The organism is Modicisalibacter xianhensis, assembly GCF_900113605.1.
Taxonomy (GTDB): domain Bacteria; phylum Pseudomonadota; class Gammaproteobacteria; order Pseudomonadales; family Halomonadaceae; genus Modicisalibacter; species Modicisalibacter xianhensis.
On record NZ_FOPY01000013.1, the window covers coordinates 56,881 to 76,713 of the forward strand.

Annotated in this window: 17 protein-coding genes; 10 read left to right on the forward strand and 7 right to left on the reverse strand. The window is 62.6% G+C overall.

Annotated elements, in window-relative coordinates:
- Positions 1-225 precede the first annotated feature (225 nt).
- From map to BM194_RS15305, 7 genes are all read left to right on the forward strand, one after another.
- Positions 226-1,017 (forward strand): type I methionyl aminopeptidase, encoded by a 792-nt coding sequence (gene map, locus BM194_RS15275; protein WP_092848484.1) that lies wholly within the window; start codon positions 226-228, stop codon positions 1,015-1,017.
- Positions 1,018-1,134: 117 nt separating this feature from the next.
- Positions 1,135-3,810, forward strand: coding sequence for a [protein-PII] uridylyltransferase (locus BM194_RS15280; RefSeq protein WP_092848487.1), 2,676 nt, complete (start codon positions 1,135-1,137; stop codon positions 3,808-3,810).
- A gap of 108 nt (positions 3,811-3,918) precedes the next feature.
- On the forward strand, positions 3,919-5,133 hold the full coding sequence (dapC, locus tag BM194_RS15285; protein ID WP_092848489.1) for a succinyldiaminopimelate transaminase: 1,215 nt from the start codon (positions 3,919-3,921) through the stop codon (positions 5,131-5,133).
- A gap of 18 nt (positions 5,134-5,151) precedes the next feature.
- Positions 5,152-5,502, forward strand: a complete 351-nt coding sequence (locus tag BM194_RS15290; protein ID WP_092848492.1) for an arsenate reductase — start codon at positions 5,152-5,154, stop codon at positions 5,500-5,502.
- Between the two features lie 39 nt (positions 5,503-5,541).
- Positions 5,542-6,567 carry a 2,3,4,5-tetrahydropyridine-2,6-dicarboxylate N-succinyltransferase gene (gene dapD, locus BM194_RS15295; protein WP_092848495.1) on the forward strand — a complete coding sequence of 342 codons (1,026 nt, stop codon included), beginning with the start codon at positions 5,542-5,544 and terminating at the stop codon, positions 6,565-6,567.
- A gap of 49 nt (positions 6,568-6,616) precedes the next feature.
- Positions 6,617-7,783 (forward strand): succinyl-diaminopimelate desuccinylase, encoded by a 1,167-nt coding sequence (gene dapE / locus BM194_RS15300; protein ID WP_092848498.1) that lies wholly within the window; start codon positions 6,617-6,619, stop codon positions 7,781-7,783.
- A gap of 8 nt (positions 7,784-7,791) precedes the next feature.
- Positions 7,792-8,178: a hypothetical protein gene (locus BM194_RS15305; RefSeq protein ID WP_177223429.1), complete on the forward strand. Its 387-nt coding sequence runs from the start codon at positions 7,792-7,794 to the stop codon at positions 8,176-8,178.
- 89 nt (positions 8,179-8,267) lie between these two features.
- Here BM194_RS15305 and BM194_RS21035 read toward each other — a convergent pair whose 3' ends face one another.
- Positions 8,268-8,720, reverse strand: coding sequence for a cold-shock protein (locus tag BM194_RS21035; protein ID WP_092848504.1), 453 nt, complete (start codon positions 8,718-8,720; stop codon positions 8,268-8,270).
- A 93-nt stretch (positions 8,721-8,813) separates the two neighbouring features.
- Between BM194_RS21035 and BM194_RS15315 the strand changes: the two genes are divergently transcribed.
- Positions 8,814-9,104 (forward strand): SlyX family protein, encoded by a 291-nt coding sequence (locus BM194_RS15315; RefSeq protein WP_177223430.1) that lies wholly within the window; start codon positions 8,814-8,816, stop codon positions 9,102-9,104.
- A 71-nt stretch (positions 9,105-9,175) separates the two neighbouring features.
- Here the strand turns inward: BM194_RS15315 and trxB are convergent, their stop codons facing one another.
- The 3 genes from trxB to BM194_RS15330 form a co-directional block, all read right to left on the reverse strand.
- Positions 9,176-10,147 (reverse strand): thioredoxin-disulfide reductase, encoded by a 972-nt coding sequence (trxB, locus tag BM194_RS15320; RefSeq protein ID WP_092848505.1) that lies wholly within the window; start codon positions 10,145-10,147, stop codon positions 9,176-9,178.
- A 170-nt stretch (positions 10,148-10,317) separates the two neighbouring features.
- Positions 10,318-10,920, reverse strand: a complete 603-nt coding sequence (locus tag BM194_RS15325; protein WP_019019587.1) for a peroxiredoxin — start codon at positions 10,918-10,920, stop codon at positions 10,318-10,320.
- Positions 10,921-11,109: 189 nt separating this feature from the next.
- The gene (locus BM194_RS15330) at positions 11,110-11,319 is read right to left on the reverse strand and encodes a zinc ribbon domain-containing protein (protein ID WP_092848507.1); all 210 of its coding nucleotides are present in this window, start codon (positions 11,317-11,319) and stop codon (positions 11,110-11,112) included.
- A gap of 332 nt (positions 11,320-11,651) precedes the next feature.
- Between BM194_RS15330 and acnA the strand changes: the two genes are divergently transcribed.
- Positions 11,652-14,402 carry an aconitate hydratase AcnA gene (gene acnA, locus BM194_RS15335; RefSeq protein ID WP_092848509.1) on the forward strand — a complete coding sequence of 917 codons (2,751 nt, stop codon included), beginning with the start codon at positions 11,652-11,654 and terminating at the stop codon, positions 14,400-14,402.
- A 145-nt stretch (positions 14,403-14,547) separates the two neighbouring features.
- Here the strand turns inward: acnA and BM194_RS15340 are convergent, their stop codons facing one another.
- Positions 14,548-16,227, reverse strand: coding sequence for an NAD-dependent malic enzyme (locus BM194_RS15340; RefSeq protein ID WP_092848677.1), 1,680 nt, complete (start codon positions 16,225-16,227; stop codon positions 14,548-14,550).
- A 223-nt stretch (positions 16,228-16,450) separates the two neighbouring features.
- Here BM194_RS15340 and BM194_RS15345 point away from each other — a divergent pair, with 223 nt between their 5' ends.
- Positions 16,451-17,458 (forward strand): histone deacetylase family protein, encoded by a 1,008-nt coding sequence (locus BM194_RS15345; RefSeq protein WP_092848512.1) that lies wholly within the window; start codon positions 16,451-16,453, stop codon positions 17,456-17,458.
- 54 nt (positions 17,459-17,512) lie between these two features.
- Here BM194_RS15345 and BM194_RS15350 read toward each other — a convergent pair whose 3' ends face one another.
- Both BM194_RS15350 and ald read right to left on the reverse strand, forming a co-directional pair.
- Positions 17,513-18,526 (reverse strand): tryptophan--tRNA ligase, encoded by a 1,014-nt coding sequence (locus BM194_RS15350; protein WP_092848514.1) that lies wholly within the window; start codon positions 18,524-18,526, stop codon positions 17,513-17,515.
- Positions 18,527-18,625: 99 nt separating this feature from the next.
- Entirely contained in the window at positions 18,626-19,741 is a 1,116-nt protein-coding gene (gene ald / locus BM194_RS15355) for an alanine dehydrogenase (RefSeq protein ID WP_092848516.1), read from the reverse strand.
- Positions 19,742-19,833 lie beyond the last annotated feature (92 nt).

Below are 19,833 nucleotides of genomic sequence, written 5' to 3' on the forward strand. Positions count from 1 at the left end.
TCGCGGCACCCGGGACCATGTGCCGGTGCATGTGTGTTTTCAAGGCATTACGCTAGCTTGTGCTTTCGACAATGATTTGCTGGCCAGCCTTTCGGGCCAACAACGCGGATTGCAGGAAAGCGCGCGGCTTTATACCATAGAATGATGCCAAGATGAAGTCGCCGCCATTGTTTTGCACGCCCGATCCCCGCTGGCGACACATCCCATTCCTTGATACGAGACTCCATGAACGTTCCCATCAAAACGCCCGAAGAAATCGACAAGATGCGCGAGGCCGGTCGTCAGGCAGCTTCCGTACTGGAAATGCTGATTCCCCATGTGCAGGCCGGCGTCTCCACCGGCGAACTCGATCGCCTCTGCCATGAATATATCGTCCACGAACTGGGGTCGCAGCCGGCGCCACTCAACTATCACGGCTTTCCCAAGTCGATCTGCACCTCGCTCAATCACGTGGTGTGCCATGGTATTCCCGACTTCGACAAGAAGCTGAAGAAGGGCGACATCATGAACATCGACATCACCGTGAAGACCGCGGACGGCTACCACGGCGATACCAGCATGATGTTCGTGATCGGCGAGACCATCCAGGGAATGCGCCTGTGTCGCGTCACCCAGGAGTGCCTGTACAAGAGTATCGCCCTGGTTCGCCCCGGCGTGCGCCTATCGGAACTCGCCAAGATCATCGAACAGCACGCCGAGGCCAACGGCTACTCGGTGGTACGCGATTTCTGTGGCCATGGCATCGGGGCGGGGTTTCACGAAGATCCGCAGATCCTGCATTATGATGGCTATGCTCCCGAAGCCGACATCGAGCTTGCTGCCGGCATGTGCTTTACCATCGAGCCGATGATCAATGCCGGTGGCTATCGCACCAAGGTGCTGCGTGACGGCTGGACGGCAGTGACCCGCGACAAGAGCCTGTCGGCCCAGTGGGAGCATACCCTGCTGGTCACGGAGGGCGGCGTCGAGGTGCTCACGGCGCGTGGCGACGAGGATTTTTCGTTTCTCGCGGCCTGACCGCCCCGCGGGGCCCACGACGACCTGACCGGTCCCGCACGATTCACGAAGCGTTTACGCCGGACGGGGCGGTGCCATGCATCGCGCCCCGAGCGCCTTCTGGGAGAGCCACGCCGCATGCTTCTGCACCACTATCACTTCGTTCCCGACGAGACGCTGTTCGATAGCGCGGCGTTCCGCGCCGAGCTCGAAACCGGACGCTCGCCGGTGGTGCTGTTCAAGCAGGCGCTGCGGGAGATTCAGGCCAACCTCGACGCGCGCTTCCGGGCCGGTGCCGACATCCGCGACCTGGTGCACGGTCGCGCCTGGTGCCTGGATCGGCTGCTGGAATGCGCCTGGGCCCGACACGACTGGCCGGACAACGGCATCGCCCTGCTCGCCGTGGGCGGCTACGGTCGTGGGGAGCTGCATCCCCACTCCGACATCGACCTGATGATGCTGCTCGAGCATGACGACGACACGCCCTACCGCGAGCCGCTCACGGCATTCATTACCTTTCTGTGGGATATTGGCCTGGAAATCGGGCAGAGCGTGCGCTCGCTGGCCGATTGCGAGCGCGAGGCACGCGGCGATGTCACGGTCATCACCAATCTGCTGGAAACCCGCACCCTGGCCGGCCCCGAACAATTGCGCACGGCCATGCGCGAGCGCCTGTCGACCCAGCACATGTGGCCGTCGGATCGCTTCTTCGAGGCCAAGTGGCAGGAGCAGATCGCCCGCCACTACAAGCACAACAATTCCGAGTACCATCTCGAGCCCAATATTAAGAGCTCGCCGGGTGGCCTGCGCGACATCCAGATGATCGGCTGGGTGGCCAAGCGCCACTTCGGGCCGATGCGCTACGAGGACGTGGTCGCCCAGGGCTTCATGAACGATGCCGAATTGCGCATCCTCAGCCAGGGCCAGGCGTTCCTGTGGCAGGTCCGCTATGCCTTGCACATGATCACCGGGCGCGCCGAAGATCGCCTGTTGTTCGACCATCAGCGCACCATCGCCGACATGTTCGGTTACCGAGACACGCCGGAGCGCCTGGGCGTCGAGCAGTTCATGAAGCGCTACTACCGGCATGTCACTGCATTGGCGGGCCTCAACGACATGCTGCTGCAGCATTTCGACGAGGTGATCCTGCGCGCCGACGAGGAACTCGAGACACGCCCGCTCAACGCACGCTTCGAGACCAAGGGCGGCTACATCCAGGCACGCGACCGGCGCGTCTTCACACGTCGGCCGGCGGCCCTTCTCGAACTTTTCCTGCTGATGGCCCAGCACCCCGAGATCGAGGGCGTGCGCGCCGACACCATCCGCCTGATTCGCGATCATCGCCACCAGATCGACGATGCCTTCCGCGAGGACCTGCGCCACCAGAGCCTGTTCATGGAACTGCTGCGCAGCGGCGGCAACGTGCCTCGCCAGCTGCGCCGCATGAACCGCTACGGCGTGCTCGGCAAGTACCTGCCCGAGTTCGGCCAGGCGGTGGGGCTCATGCAGCACGACCTGTTCCACATCTATACTGTCGATGCCCATACCCTGCGCCTGCTCAAGCTGATCCAGCATTTCCGCGAGCCTGCCGGGCGCGAGTCGTTCCCGGTGGCCGCCGCCCTGGTACATCAGTTGCCGAAGCTCGAGCTGCTATGGATCGCCGGGCTGTACCACGACATCGGCAAGGGCCGTGGCGGCGATCATTCGCTACTCGGCGCCCAGGACGTTGCCGCGTTCTGCGAGCGCCATGGTCTTACCCCCCGCGACACCCGCCTGGTCACTTGGCTCGTGGAGCACCACCTGCTGATGTCGATGACTGCCCAGAAGCGCGACATCTCCGACCCGGACGTGATCCGCGAGTTTGCCGCCCAGGTCCGCGACGAGGTCCACCTGGATTATCTCTACGTACTTACCGTCGCCGACATCACCGCGACCAATCCCTCGCTGTGGAACGGTTGGCGGGCCAGCCTGCTGCGCCAGTTGCACGGCGAGACCAAGCGCGCCCTGCGCCGCGGCCTGGAAAACCCCATCGACCGCGACGACTGGATCAACGAGACCCGCGCCGAAGCCTTGGCCCTGCTGCGCACGGTCGGCGCCGATATCGAGCACGTCGAACGCTTGTGGGACACCTTTGGCGACGACTACTTCATGCAGTATTCGCCTAGCGAGATCGTCTGGCAGACCCAGGGCATCCTCGCCCACGGCGGCTCCGAGCTACCCCTGGTGCTGGTCAGTGCACCGGCCGAGGATACCAGCGAGGGCGGCACCAAGGTGTTCATCCACACTCGCTCGGTGGAGGATCTGTTCGCCGCAAGCGCCGCGGCCATGGACCAGTTGGACCTGTCGATTCACGATGCCCGCATCGCCACGTCGAGCAACGACTGGACACTGAATACCTTCATCGTGCTCGACGACAATGACGAGCCCATCCGCGAGCCTGCCCGACTGGATCGCATTCGACAGCACCTGGTCGAGGAACTCGACGATCCCGACGATTACCCGCAGATTGTCAGCCGCCATACGCCGCGCCAACTCAAGCACTTTCGCGTGCCGACCCAGGTCACCATCGAACAGGACCCGGCCAACGAGCGCACCGTACTGGAGCTGATTGCCCCCGACCGCCCCGGCCTGCTGGCCCGTGTCGGGCGTATTTTCGTCGAGCAGGACATCGCCCTGTCGGCGGCCAAGATCGCCACCCTGGGCGAGCGCGTCGAGGACGTGTTCTTCATTACCGACAAACGTGGCGCCCCGATCACCGACCCCGACCAGCAGGCACGCTTGCGCGACCGATTGTGCGATGTGCTGGACGTCTAGGCGCGTGCCGATTTGAGGCGCCCCGGCGGCTTCCCTATAATCGGTGGTTTCCTGCTCGCTCGATAAAAAAGACTGCCGCCACACCCGGCGGACACCGCTGGAATGCCGATGAATCCCGAACTTGCTGCGCTCAAACCCTATCCCTTCGAGAAGCTCGCCACACTCAAGGCTGGCGTGACACCACCGGCGGCACTGCCCCACATTGCGCTGTCGATCGGCGAACCGCGCCATGCGCCGCCGGATGCAGTACTTGAGGCGCTGCGCCGCCACGAAAGCGATGTCGCCCGCTACCCGGCCACTGCCGGCCTGCCTGAATTGCGGCAGGCCATGGCGGCCTGGGCGACACGTCGCTTCGGCCTGAGCGCGGACAGCCTCGATCCGGAGCGCCACATCCTGCCTGTGAATGGCACTCGCGAGGCGATCTTCGCCTTTGTACAGGCTGCCCTGGATCGCACCCGCCCGGCGCGTGTCGCCATGCCCAACCCGTTCTACCAGATCTATGAGGGCGCGACCCTGCTCGCCGGTGGCCAGCCAGAATACCTGGATTGCCGGGCCGACCGGGGATTCCGCCCCGACCTGGACGCGGTGCCGGCCGACGTCTGGCGCGACACGCAGATCGTGTTCGTCTGCTCGCCGGGCAATCCCACCGGCGCGGTGACCCCGCTCGAGGAATTCACGCGCCTGATCGAACTGGCCGACGAGTTCGATTTCATCGTGGCCTCCGACGAGTGCTACTCCGAACTCTACCTCGACGAGGACACCCCTCCGCCCGGACTGCTGCAAGCCTGTGCCGCGCTCGGCCGGCACGACTACCGCCGCTGCATCGTGTTTCACTCGCTGTCCAAGCGCTCCAACCTGCCTGGCCTGCGGTCCGGTTTCGTGGCCGGCGACGCCGAGCTGATCGTGCCGTTCAAGCGTTATCGCACCTACCACGGCTGCGCCATGCCGCTGCAGGTTCAACACGCTTCCATCGTGGCCTGGAACGATGAGCGGCACGTATTGGCCAATCGCGACGCCTATCGCGAGAAGTTCGCCGCAGTGACTGATATTCTCGCCCCGGTCATGGACTTTCCGGTCCCTTCGGCAAGCTTCTACCTGTGGCCGGCTGTACCGGGTGGCGATGACGAGGCCTTTGCACGCGACCTGTTTGCCGAGCAGCACGTGACGGTGCTGCCCGGCCGCTACATGTCTCGCGACAGTGCAACAGCTGGCAGACGCTCCAACCCGGGCAGCGGTCGTGTGCGACTGGCGCTGGTCGCCGAGCTCGAGGCTACCGTCGAGGCGGCGAAGCGTATTCGTCGCTTCATCGAGTCCCGCGAATAACCGAGAAGAACACAGTCCATGATCACGCTATACGGCATCAAGACCTGCGACACCTGTCGCAAGGCACGCAAGGCCCTCGACGCCCGAGGTACGCACTATCAGTACCATGACCTGCGCGAGGACGGCCTGAGCGCCGAGCATCTCGAGGCATGGCTCGCCCGCGCCGAGCTGGCCACCCTGCTCAACACCCGCAGCACGACCTGGCGAGCCCTGGCGGCGGAAGACCAGCAGTCAGCCAAGGCTGACCCCACCCATGCCCAGCGGCTGATCCTTGCCCAGCCGACCCTGCTCAAGCGCCCGGTACTGGACACTGGCGAGCGCCTGCTGATCGGTTTCACACCCGACGATTACGCAGCCCTGGCCTATTGACCCCATCACCCCTGAACAGAATCCATCGGAGACCCCCCCATGCTGAGCTTCGCTCTCGGAATCGGTAACCAGAACAGCCAAGGCGACTGGCTGGACGTCTACTATCCGGCCCCGCTGTTCCAGCCCGACACCGCGCTGGCCGAGGCGGCCCGCAAGGCACTCGACGCCCCGGCCGGCAATGCCGTGGTCAGCTTCCTGCCCGAGCACTGCGCCGCGCTGGCCCAGGCCTTGAAAGAGGCCGGCAACGAGGAGCAGGCCGAACTCGCCGACGCTTTCGCCAGCAGCCAGCGCCCGCTCGTTGCAACGTTCCTCGACACCGACCAGCCGCCCCAAAGCGCCCCCGAGGTCTACCTCAAGCTGCACCTGCTCTCGCATCGCCTGGTCAAGCCGCATGGCGTCGACCTGACCGGCATGTTCGGTCTGCTGCGCAACGTGGCCTGGAGCAGCGAAGGGCCTATCGACATCGAGGAACTGCCGGCACGGCGCCTCAAGGCACGCCTGGAAGGCCGCCCGCTGTCGGTGGACTGCGTCGACAAGTTCCCCAAGATGACCGACTACGTGGTGCCCAAGGGCGTGCGTATCGGCGATACCGCACGGGTGCGGCTGGGCGCCTACCTGGGCGAGGGCACCACGGTGATGCACGAAGGCTTCGTCAACTTCAACGCCGGCACTGAAGGCCCGGGCATGATCGAAGGCCGCATCTCGGCCGGCGTCATGGTCGGCAAGGGCTCCGACCTGGGCGGCGGCTGCTCGACCATGGGCACGCTGTCGGGTGGCGGCAATATCATCATCAAGGTCGGCGAAGGCTGCCTGATCGGTGCCAACGCCGGTATCGGCATTCCGCTGGGCGACCGCTGCACCGTGGAAGCCGGGCTCTACATCACTGCCGGCGCCAAGGTTGCAGTGCTCGATGACCAGGGCCAGGAGGTCAAGACCGTTGCCGCCCGCGAACTGGCTGGCCAGGATGACCTGCTGTTGCGCCGCAACTCGGTCAACGGTCGTATCGAATGCCTGACCAACAAGAGCGCCATTGCGCTCAACGATGCGCTCCACGCTCACAATTGATGTCGTGCGCCCGCACCGCGGGCGCCATTCACTGCAAGCAGGACTATTCATGCCCTTGTCCGATACCGCCGAACCGGCGACGACGCTGTCCCCGACGCTCGAACTGGCCATCGACCTGATGCGCCGGCCCTCGGTCACCCCCGATGATGCCGGATGCCAGGACGTGATGATCGAGCGCCTGGAACGTCTCGGCTTCCACGTGCAGCGCCTGCCCTTCGGCGATGTGGTCAATTTCTGGGCGGTACGTGGCCATCACGGGCCGGTCCTGGCCTTTGCCGGACACACCGATGTGGTACCCAGCGGGCCAGAGAGCCAATGGCACACGCCACCCTTCGCGCCACAGATCAATGCCGAAGGCGAGCTGTGCGGACGCGGCGCCGCCGACATGAAGGGCAGCCTGGCGGCGATGATCACGGCCGTGGAGCGTTTCGTGGCGGCCCACCCCGAGCATGACGGGCGCCTCGCCTTTCTGATCACCTCCGACGAAGAAGGCCCCGCCCGGGACGGCACCCGGGCGGTGGTCGAGCACCTGCGCGAGGCCCACGAGCGTCTCGATTACTGCATCGTCGGTGAACCGTCGTCCACGGCACGTCTCGGCGACGTGATCAAGAATGGCCGCCGGGGGTCGCTGGGTGGCGTGCTGCATGTCCACGGCGTGCAGGGACATGTCGCCTATCCGCACCTGGCGCGCAACCCGATACATGACGCGGCACCGGCACTGGACGCGCTGTGTCGCGAACACTGGGACGCCGGCAATGACTTCTTCCCCGCGACCAGTTTCCAGATTTCCAATATCCGCTCGGGCACCGGGGCGACCAACGTCATTCCTGGCGAACTGGAAGTCGTGTTCAATTTTCGCTATTCCACCGAAGTCACCCACGAGCAGCTTCGTGAGCGCACCGAGGCGATCCTCGACGCCCACGGGCTCGACTACCGCCTGGACTGGACGCTCAATGGCGAGCCGTTCCTGACCGCCGAAGGCGATCTGATCGAAGCCACTCTCGCCGGTGTCGAGGAAATTGTCGGTCAGCGCCCCGAACTGTCGACGGCCGGCGGCACCTCGGACGGACGCTTCATCGCCACACTGGGCAGCCAGGTGGTCGAACTGGGTCCGCTCAACGCCACCATCCACAAGGTCAACGAGCGCGTGCGTGCCGCCGATCTGGATACGCTGAGCCGTATCTACGAGACGATCATGCGCCGCCTGTTCACCTGAGGTTCATCATGGAGCGCTATCCCGACATCGAAATCTACCTGGCCGAAACCGATATCCCACGTATCGAGGCCTGGCTGCGCGACACCCTCGACGCCGAATCGCTCAAGCCCGCCGGCAAGCGCAAGTGGCGGACGCGAGGGCACCGCGAACACGCGGAAGTTCCTGTACTGCTGGTGGAAGCCGTGGCTGACGGCTTCGCCACCCTGTGGTTCGATAGCGACGCCACGCCCTGGCCCAGGGATACCGACTGCGCCCGCGATGCCGCCAGGCACCTGGCTTGCGAGGTACGCTGCTCCTTGGGCGGCTGGCAGCCCGGCGACGACCCCGACCGCTTCTGGCAGGTCCTGCCCGATGGCCGCGAAGGCGCCATCCATTGGCCCGATTCGGGGCAATAGACTGGACCGAAACGACGACACCCTACCGTCTGGGTAGGGTGTCATGTAAAGCAACAACGGCTAGGAAGCGCGCGAGCGTAGCTACTTGCTCACGTTATGACAGTGACGTCATCTGCCTGGAGTCCGCGCTCGTTCTCGACCACGTAGTACCGAACCTTCTGCCCCTCGGCCAGGGTACGGTGCCCCTTGCCACGAATGGCCCGGAAATGGACGAAAACGTCTTCCCCGCCATCGCGGGTAATGAAACCATACCCCTTGTTGACGTTGAACCATTTGACCTCGCCGATTTCACGATCGTCGTTCTCGACCTCGGCGATCGTCGCCAGGCGTGGCGAGAGCGAGTGCATGGCGAGCGTGGCAGCGAGAAGAACCAGAAAGACCGCCAGCCCCGTTGCCAGATAGACCTGCAGCATGCCGGCGCCGGCCAGCATGTCGGTGATGGCACCGCCAAACAGCGTGACGAACAGGGCAACCAGAAGCGGAGCGGGAATGGCAAACAGAAGGCTGACGAGACTACAACGAAGTATGACCTTGCGATTCATGGACCTCTATTTCTCTTGTTGTGATACAGACAATAGCCACGGTGTGTACCCCTCGTGCTGGGCATGCCGGGCAATGATCAGGAAGGTGTCGCGATGAACGGCAACACGCAGCGCAACGATTCTACCATGGCCAATGAGGGTACGCTTGACAGGCTGGAAAAGCGCCTGGAAGCCCTGGAGAGCCGTATCGCCTACCAGGAAGATTGGCTGGACACGCTGGATCAGGCCGTGGCAGGCCAGGAACGCAGGTTAACGCAGCTTGAGCGTTTAAGTGAACTGTTACAATTGCGGCTGCGCGAGCAGCGTCAACTGCTGCAGGCCCAGGGAGACGGGCCCGGCGAAGGCGACTATCGCCTGGAAGATGAAATTCCCCCGCACTATTAAAAAGGCAGAGTCATTAACAGGTGGGTCAAGGCCCGAAGCCAGGCAGGGCAACCGACTTCGGGCCTAGAGATTCAGGTCATCGGCGGCTCGGCCGGCAGGTCGTCCAGGTAACGTTCCGCGTCCAGTGCTGCCATGCAGCCGCTCCCCGCCGAAGTGATTGCCTGGCGATAGACATGGTCCATGACATCGCCGGCCGCGAACACGCCCGGCACGCTGGTCGCCGTGGCGTTACCGTCAAGTCCCGACTTGACCCTGATATACCCGTCGGCCATGTCCAGTTGGCCCTCGAAGATCCCCGTATTCGGCGTATGCCCGATGGCAATGAATACCCCGGGAACCGACAGTTCCTTGACCGTACCGTCCTCGGTGGACTTGAGACGCACACCGGTCACGCCAGACCCGTCACCCAGCACCTCCTCGAGGACATGGTTCCACTCCACGGCCATGTTGCCGCTATCGACCTTCTCGAACAGCTTGTCCTGCAAAATCTTCTCGGCACGCAGGCTGTCGCGGCGGTGCACTAAGGTCACCTTGGAAGCGATGTTGGAGAGATACAGCGCTTCTTCCACGGCCGTATTGCCCCCACCGACAACCACGACTTCCTGGTTGCGATAGAAAAACCCATCACAGGTAGCGCAGGCCGACACGCCCTGCCCCATGAACTGCTGCTCGGAAGGCAACCCCAGGTAGCGTGCACTGGCGCCGGTGGCAATGATCAGGGCATCGCAGGTATACGTGCCGTTGTCGCCCTTGAGCGTGAACGGACGCTGGCGAAGCTCCACCTCGTGAATATGATCGAAGAGAACCTCGGTATCGAAACGCTCGGCATGCTTGCGCATGCGCTCCATCAGTTCAGGGCCCTGGACACCGGCATCGTCGCCCGGCCAGTTATCGACATCGGTAGTTGTGGTCAACTGGCCACCGGCCTGCATGCCGGTAATCAATAGCGGCTTGAGATTGGCCCGCGACGCATACACGGCAGCGGTATAGCCGGCGGGGCCGGAACCGAGGATGATCAGGCGTTCGTGGCGGACTTCACTCATGGATGACCTCTCTTGCGATGGGCGCCGCAATCGCGACACCGGCTATAACGACAGATTCATGAACTGGGGCCTGGACTCGCCGAAAGCAAGCACAGACCGCAGTTCACGCGTCAAGCCAGCAGCCTGGACGAGAAAGGGCGGCCCGTGGGCCGCCCTTTCGACACGAAGGCTTACAGTTCCTTGGAGTATTCACCCAGGTACTTGGCAACGCCTTCGGCATTGTCCTTCATGCCTTCCTTGCCTTCGTCCCAGCCAGCCGGGCAGACTTCGCCATGCTTCTGGTGGTGCTTCAGCGCCTTGACCATACGCAGCATCTCGTCGACGTTACGACCCAGCGGCAGGTTGTTGACGGTCTGGTGCTGGACAACGCCTTCCTCGTCGATCAGGAAGGAAGCACGCAGGGCGACACCAGCTTCCGGATGCTCGATGCCGTACGCCTGGGTTATTTCGTGCTTGACATCGGCCACGATCGGGAAGCCGACCTCACCGATACCGCCTGCGTCGGGAGACGTCTTGCGCCATGCATAGTGGGTGAACTGCGAGTCGATAGACGCACCGATCACCTCGACACCCAACTCCTTGAACTGTGCCAGACGATTGTCATGGGCAATGATCTCGGAGGGGCAGACGAAGGTGAAATCCAGCGGCCAGAAGAACAGCACACGCAGCTTGCCATTGCTGTCGGACAGCTTGAAATTCTCGACGATGGTGCCATCGCCCAGAACGGCGGCAGCTTCAAAATCGGGCGCCTGACGGCCAACCAAAACGCTCATTCGTATCTCCTTGTTCAGGATAGTGATTGATGAGGAATGTAGACGGGCACCGAGCGTACCCCTCGGCCCCGGATTTGCCAATTTGATTAGACTAATGGCGTATATAGGTAATGTCTATCGAGACATATTGCAAAAAACTATTAAAAAATTCTTCGTGATGCCATATAACTAACAGTGCATGAGCCTGCATCAGAACACGTCATCATCACGGCCGAGCACGACATCCATCAACTCCCCCGAGCCAGGCGAGACCGATATCTCGATCTGTATCGGCGCACAGCATCGCGGGCAATCCTCCCAAGTACGGTGCGAGCCTTGGCTTGTATCGACCAGCAGGTCGAAGCGAGTGCTGCAATAGGGGCAGGTTACCTCACGGGAGGTGAGCAACTCTTCATGCATGACATGCTCCACAGCCAGCCACTAACTGCCAACTTGAGGTTGGCAACGCTTGTTTTCAAGGTTTCATCAGGCTTTTTTCTGGCTGACTAGATCCTCCGGGACCGCCTCGGCAGCATTCGTATTACGATTGCGCTGGCCGATGCTTGAAAACTGCACCTATCATGACCATGTGAGTAGAGACAGGGACATGTCGACAATCACCGCCCCAGACCAGCAGCTTGTGGTCATCGTCCCGGGAACCTGACATGCGGGCGGTCTAGCGACCACATGCCGGAGCGGGCCAGCCTTGGTGGAGCGCGCTCCGGCCGCAAGGACAGAAGAGGAGGAGTTCCATGAGCGCCGAAGACACGCCGAATACCTTGAGTACCCTCGAAGCCGGGGGCAAGACCTATCACTACTACAGTCTTCCCAAGGCTGCCGAGGCATTGGGGGATATCAAGCGGCTTCCCTTCACGCTCAAGGTCCTGCTCGAGAACCAGTTGCGTTTCGCCAGCGAGCCCAGCGTCTACCGCGACGACATGCAGGCCTTGGTCGACTGGCAGAAGGATGCCCGCTCGACCCGTGAAATCGGCTACCGGCCAGCCCGTGTACTGATGCAGGACTTCACCGGGGTTCCCGGCGTGGTCGACCTTGCCTCGATGCGCGATGCCGTTCAGCGTCTGGGCGAGGACCCGGCACGCATCAATCCATTGTCACCGGTGGATCTTGTCATCGACCATTCAGTAATGGTCGATCATTTCGGTGATCCTTCTTCCTTCAAGGATAACGTCGCCATCGAGATGGAGCGCAACCAGGAGCGTTACGAGTTCCTGCGCTGGGGCCAGCAGGCCTTCGACAACTTCCGTGTCGTGCCACCGGGCACCGGCATTTGCCACCAGGTCAACCTGGAGTACCTGGGCAAGGCCGTATGGACCAAGGACGAGGATGGCAAGACCTTCGCCTATCCCGACACGCTGGTAGGTACCGACTCGCACACCACGATGATCAATGGCCTGGGCGTGCTGGGCTGGGGCGTCGGTGGCATCGAGGCCGAGGCCGCCATGCTCGGCCAGCCGGTATCGATGCTGATTCCTGAGGTCATCGGCTTCAAGATCACCGGCAAGTTGCGCGAAGGTATCACCGCCACCGACCTGGTGCTCACCGTCACCCAGATGCTGCGCAAGAAAGGCGTGGTAGGCAAGTTCGTCGAGTTCTATGGCGACGGCCTCAAGGAAATGCCGGTGGCAGATCGCGCAACGATCGCCAACATGGCACCGGAATATGGCGCAACGTGCGGCTTCTTCCCGATCGATGAGCAGACGCTCGACTACATGCACCTGACCGGTCGCGACGACGACCAGATTGCGCTGGTCGAGGCTTATGCCAAGGCGCAAGGCCTATGGCGCGAACCCGGTCACGAACCGGTCTACTCCGATACCCTGCAACTCGACATGGACGATGTCGAAGCCAGCCTGGCCGGGCCCAAGCGACCCCAGGACCGGGTAGCACTGACCGACATGAAGTCCACTTTCGAGAAGCTGATGAACGGCGATGCGCCGGATGCCCCCCCCGAGGAGCAGGCCAAATGGAATTCCGAGGGTGGCCATTCGGTTGACGATGTCGAGATTCACGACACCCATCGCCATTACCGGAATGCTGACAGCCAGGAGGTGGAGTACGAAGGCGAGAACTTTACGCTCAATCCCGGCGCCGTGGTCATCGCAGCCATCACCTCGTGCACCAACACCTCCAATCCTAGCGTGATGCTGGCCGCCGGCCTACTGGCGCGCAAGGCGGTGGAAAAGGGGCTGAGTGCCAAGCCGTGGGTCAAGACCTCACTCGCTCCCGGTTCCAAGGTAGTTACCGACTACCTTGCAGCAGGCGGTGTGCAGGATGATCTCGACAAGCTCGGCTTCAATCTGGTGGGTTACGGCTGCACCACCTGTATCGGCAACTCCGGGCCGCTGCCCGAGCCGATCGAGAAAGCCATTGATGCCGGTGATCTGACCGTCGCCTCGGTGCTCTCCGGTAACCGCAATTTCGAGGGCCGCGTTCATCCGTTGGTCAAGACCAACTGGCTGGCGTCACCGCCGCTGGTCGTGGCTTATGCCTTGGCCGGTAACGTGCGTGTCGACCTGTCCAGTGAGCCGCTGGGCAATGGCAAGGATGGCCAGCCCGTATACCTCAAGGACATCTGGCCCTCCCAGGCGGAGATCGCCGAGGCCGTGGAACAGGTCAAGACCGACATGTTCCGCAAGGAATATGCCGAGGTGTTCGACGGCGACGAGATCTGGCGTTCACTCAAGGTTCCCGAGAGCAAGGTCTACGAGTGGTCCACGGACTCCACCTATATTCAGCACCCGCCTTTCTTCGAAGGCATGGGCAAGGATCCGGAGCCGGTCGAGGACGTCAAGGAAGCCCGGGTACTGGCCATGCTCGGCGACTCGGTGACCACCGATCACATCTCGCCGGCCGGTGCGATCAAGCCCGATAGCCCTGCCGGTCGCTACCTGCAGGAGCATGGCGTACAGCCCAAGGACTTCAACTCCTATGGCTCGCGACGCGGCAACCATGAAGTGATGATGCGTGGCACCTTCGCCAACGTGCGCATCCGCAACGAAATGCTCGATGGCGTCGAAGGCGGTTATACGCGCCATGTGCCTTCCGGCGAGCAGATGGCCATCTACGATGCCGCCATGAAATATGCCGAGGACAGCACGCCGCTGGTGGTGGTTGCCGGCAAGGAATACGGTACCGGCTCATCGCGCGACTGGGCGGCCAAGGGAACACGCCTGCTTGGCGTACGCGCGGTCATTGCCGAATCCTACGAGCGTATCCACCGCTCCAACCTGATCGGCATGGGCGTATTGCCGCTGCAGTTCCCCGAAGGTGAGGACCGCAAGTCGCTGGGCCTGACCGGCGACGAGACGTTTTCCATCGAGGGGCTGGGCGAACTCGAGCCGGGCGGTACCATCCGCGTGACGATCAAGTCCGACAAGGGCGAGAAGTCCCTCGACGCCACCTGCCGCATCGATACCGCCAACGAGATGGAATACTACCGTCACGGCGGCATCCTGCACTTCGTGCTGCGCAGCATGCTGTAAACGCCAACGCGCCGGCTGTCCGGCGCGTTTGGCTCCACATGAAAACACCCCACCACGCATACGTGGTGGGGTGTTTTTTGTTAAGCGGCCCGTTCTGAGATTTCTTACGAAAAGGCAGCGAGCGCAGCCACTTTTCGTTGAAATCTTAGAAGGCGCGGCGACGATACCCCCGATACCTCGGATACCAGAAATGCCGCTCGATCGCCTGCCAGATTACTTCGTCACTGGATTTTAGCGCCACACCCTCTTCCTGTGCCTGCTTGGCTACAGCGAAGGCAATGGACTTGCTGATCTCACGAATGTCGCCCAGCGACGGCAGCAGTGCGCCTTCCCCGTTCTTGACGATAGGAGCGCCTTCGGCCAATGCATTGGACGCCGCCATCAGCATGGCATCGGTTACCCGTGTGGCATTGGCCGCCACGACGCCCAGGCCAATGCCGGGGAAGATATAGGCATTGTTGCACTGGGCAATGGGAATACTGCGATCGCCCACCTGAGCCGGCGGGAACGGGCTGCCGGTGGCGACAAGCGCTTCGCCGTTGGTCCAGTCGAGCACATCCTGCGGCTTGGCCTCGACGCGTGACGTGGGGTTGGACAGCGGCATGACCACCGGATTGGGGCAATTCTCGTGCATCGCACGGACCACCGCCTCGGTGAACAGGCCAGGCTGGCCTGACACGCCGATCAGCACAGTGGGGTGTGCGTTGCGAACCACATCCAGCAGTGTCTTGCCCGGCCAGTCGGCGACTTCGTCCTGGGCATGTGCCAGGCGCTGCTGGAAGTCATAAAGCCCCTGCATGTCGTCGGTGATCAGGCCATGGCGATCGACCATGTAGACGCGCTGACGCGCTTCCTCGTCGCTGAGCCCCTCTTCGGTCATGGCGACGATGATCTGCTCGGCGATACCGCAGCCGGCGGACCCAGCGCCCAGGAAGGTGACGCGCTGATCGCTGACCTTGACGCCACGCGCCTTGCAGGCGGCCAGCAACGTGCCCACGCAGACCGCTGCTGTCCCCTGAATATCGTCATTGAAACAGCACAGCTCGTCACGATAACGCTCGAGCAGCGGCATGGCGTTGGTCTGCGCGAAGTCCTCGAACTGCAGCAGGACATTCGGCCAGCGCCGCTTGACCGCCTGCATGAACATGTCGATGAATTCGGCGTACTCCTCATCGCTGATGCGCGGGTGGCGCCAGCCCATGTACATGGGGTCGTCGAGCAGGGCCTGGTTGTTGGTGCCCACGTCGAGCATGATCGGCAGAGTGTAAGCCGGGCTGATGCCACCACAGGCGGTATACAGTGACAGCTTGCCGATGGGAATCCCCATGCCGCCGATACCCTGATCGCCCAAACCGAGGATGCGCTCACCGTCGGTAACGACGATGACCTTGACCTTGTCCTTGGTGGCGCTGCGCAGGATGTCGTCCATATGCTCGCGGTCGGGATAGGAGACGAAGATACCGCGATGGTTGCGGTAGATATTCGAGAACTCCTCGCACGCCTCACCCACCGTCGGCGTGTAGATGATCGGCATCATCTCCTCGAGGTGCTCTTCGATCAGACGGAAGAACAGCGTCTCATTGTCGTCCTGGATGGAGCGCAGGTAGATATGCTTGTCGAGGTTGGTGGCGTTCTGACGATACTGGCGATAGGCACGCTCGACCTGTTCCTCGATGGTTTCGACGTTTTGCGGCAGCAATCCGACCAGGTTGAATTCGATGCGCTCCTTCAGCGAGAAAGCACTGCCCTTGTTGAGCAGCGGCATTTCCAGCAGTGAGGGACCGGCATAGGGGATGTACAAGGGACGCTTGGCTTGCTCGCTCATCTCTCGGCTCATAGTGGTACGCAGGTGAATGGATGACTGCCGAGCCCAACGAGGCGTGATCACGCCCGGGCGTCGAACGATGTCCTGGGCGAATAGGTTATCATGCTTGCCGATATCGAGCGCGGCGGGCGATATCCCGTGCATTGGCTTTCAAGCACCAGCCTCGGTCGCTATGTTAGGTAGTAAAGGCTAGCCTAGAGCCACTCGCCTTTCAGGAGCCGGTATGCGCACGTTCTATCATGACGATCAGGCCCTGCATCACCCGTGCAGCTATTTTTCACGCGGCAAGATGCGCACGCCCCAGGAGCTGCCGGCACGCATCGATCCGCTGCTGGCCGCCATGACCTCCTTGGGTGCCTCGCTCGCGATACCCGACGATGCCGGCATGGGGCCCATCGACGAGGTACATACCCAACCCTACCTGCGTTTTCTGGAAGGCGCGCATCGGCGCTGGCCTGAGGACTGGGGCGACGAGGTCATGTCCAACGTCTTCGTACGTGAACCCAATGCCCTGCGCGGCGTGCTCGCCGAAGCTGGACGCTACCTGGCCGATGGCAGCGCGCCGCTGGGCAAATACACTTGGCAGTCGGCCTACGCCTCGGCACAGAGCGCCATCGCGGCCGCCGATGCACTGACCCAGGGCGAACGCCTGGCCTATGCGCTGTGCCGCCCCCCTGGCCACCATGCGCGAGCCGACGCCGCGGGCGGCTTCTGCTATCTCAACAATGCGGCCATCGCGGCCCAACGGCTCAGCCATCACCACTCACGCATCGCGATCCTCGATACCGACATGCATCACGGCCAGGGTATTCAGGAGATATTCTATTCCCGAAGCGATGTCCTCTATGTCTCCGTCCACGGCGATCCGACCAACTTCTATCCCGCCGTCTGCGGCTTCGAGAACGAGCGCGGCCAAGGCCCCGGCCACGGCTACAACCTCAACCTGCCGATGCCCCACGGTGCCTCGGAAGACGACTTCTTCGCCCGGCTCGACGAGGCTTGCCGTGCCGTTGCACTGTATGCCCCGGACGTGCTGATTCTGGCGCTCGGGTTCGATATCTATACCGATGATCCCCAGGCCAAGGTCAGCGTGAGTACCCAGGGGTTCACCCAACTCGGCCAGGTCGTCGCCGAGCTGAACCTGCCCACGCTGGTGGTTCAGGAAGGAGGCTATGCGGTGGACAGCCTGGAATCGAACGCGCGCGCCTTCTTTCGCGGACTGATGGGCTGAAACGACGACGCCCCGGCAAAGGCCGAGGCGTCGGATAACGACCTTGCGAACCGGCTAGATGAAGCGTCCCAACCCTACCGCATGGCGCAGCGTGTCCATGAACGGTGCCGCCTCGGCACGTGCACGCTCCGCCCCCTTGCGCAATACGTCCTCGATGTAGCCCGGGTCCTCCATCAAGGCCTGGTAGCGCTCGCGTGGCTCGCGCAGGTGCGCATTGAGATAGTCAAAAAGCTCGTTCTTGGCGTCTCCCCAGCCGATACCGTCCCGATAACGCTGGCGCATGGCCTCGGTCTCCTCCGCCGTGGCAAAGGCAGAATAGATCTGGAATAGCGTGCAGGTATCAGGGTCCTTAGGCTCGCCGGGCTCCAGTGAGTTGGTCTTGATCTTGCGGACCAGCTTGAGCAGTTTCTTCTCGCTGACGAACAGCGGAATTGTGTTGTTGTAGCTCTTGGACATCTTGCGCCCGTCGAGCCCACCCAGCACCTCGACCTTCTCGTCGACCACCGCCTCGGGCAGGGTGAAATATTGCCCCTTGAACAGGTGGTTGAAGCGCCCGGCCATGTCGCGCGCCATCTCGATGTGCTGGATCTGGTCGCGACCCACCGGCACCTTGTTGGCGTTGAACATCAGGATATCGGCCGCCATCAGCACCGGGTAGCTGAACAGGCCCATGGTCACGCCCTTGTCCAGGTCCTGCTGGCCGGCCGCCTCGTTGTCGGCCACGGCCGCCTTGTAGGCATGTGCCCGGTTCATCAGGCCCTTGGCGCAAACGCAGGAAAGCATCCAGGTCAGTTCGGGAATCTCGGGAATGTCCGACTGGCGATAGAAGATGGCATTGTCGGTATCCAGGCCCAGCGCCAGCCAGGTGGCGGCAATCTCCAGACGCGACTCCTGGACGCGCTTGGGATCCTGGCACTTGATCAGTGCATGCAGATCGGCAAGGAAGTAATAGGACTGGACATTAGGGTCCTGGCTGGCGGCAATCGCCGGCTTGATGGCGCCGACGTAGTTGCCGAGGTGTGGCGTGCCGGTGGTGGTGATGCCGGTAAGAACGCGAGTCTTGTCCATGAGTAGGCGTGTCTGCGTAAGCGGGAAAATAACACCTAGTGTACAACGCCATTGCTTTTCAAAGCGACCGCCGGCCAATGGCCGGCGGAAGGGGACACGTCATGCCATCAGACGGCGAGGATCGGCACTTTCCAGGCCGAAGGCTTCGGCCACCGCCGGGTGAGTCACTTGGCCGGCATGCACATTGAGGCCGGCCAGGAAATGCGGATCGTCGGCCAGCGCCTGCTTCCAGCCTCTGTCGGCCAGCGCTATCACGAACGGCAGGGTGGCATTGGTCAGTGCCTGGGTGGACGTGCGTGCCACCGCGCCAGGCATGTTGGCCACGCAATAATGCACGATGCCATCCACGACATAGGTGGGCTCGGCATGGGTCGTTGCCTTGCTGGTCTCGAAGCAGCCTCCCTGATCGATCGCCACGTCGACGAGTACGCTGCCGGGGCGCATCTCACCGAGCTGTGCGCGGGTAATCAGCTTGGGGGCGGCAGCCCCGGGTACCAGCACCGCGCCAATGATCAGATCGGAGCGGCGGATCGCCTCGTCCAAGGCGTCGGCGGTCGAGTACACGGTATGCAGCCGGCCCTGGTAACGGTGGTCGAGCACCTCCAGGCGCGGCAGCGACTTGTCGAGTACCGTCACCTCCGCACCCAAGCCCAACGCCATGCGCGCGGCATTTTCACCGACCACGCCACCGCCGATCACGGTGACACTGGCCGGTGCCACCCCCGGCACGCCGGGCAGCAACACGCCCGAGCCTCCCTGGGCCTTCTCCAGGCTATGTGCCCCAGCCTGTACGGCCATCCGTCCCGCGACCCGGCTCATCGGTGCCAGTAATGGCAGCCCACCGTCACGATCGGTGATGGTCTCGTAGGCAATGCAGGTGGCCCCGGACGCCATCAGCCCGCGAGTCAGTGTTTCCTCGGCAGCCAGGTGCAAATAGGTAAAGAGGGTCTGGCCTTCCTTGAGCCGGGCAACCTCGTCGGGCTGTGGCTCCTTGACCTTGACGATCAGTTCGGCATCGCGCCAGAGCGTATCGATATCCTGCTCGATATCGGCGCCAGCGGACTGGTAATCCGTATCGGCGTATCCCGAGCCCTCCCCTGCCGAGGCTTCCACAACCACGCGATGACCACGCTCGACCAGTTCGCGCACGCCGGTAGGCGTCAGGGCAATGCGATATTCATGATTCTTGATTTCCTTGGGAACGGCGATCTTCATGACCCCTCCTGCGCACTCTGAAGTAAGGCGAATTCACCCACTCAGTACAGCACAAGGCGTCAATCGCGTTAAAACGGCTTCTCAAAACAAGA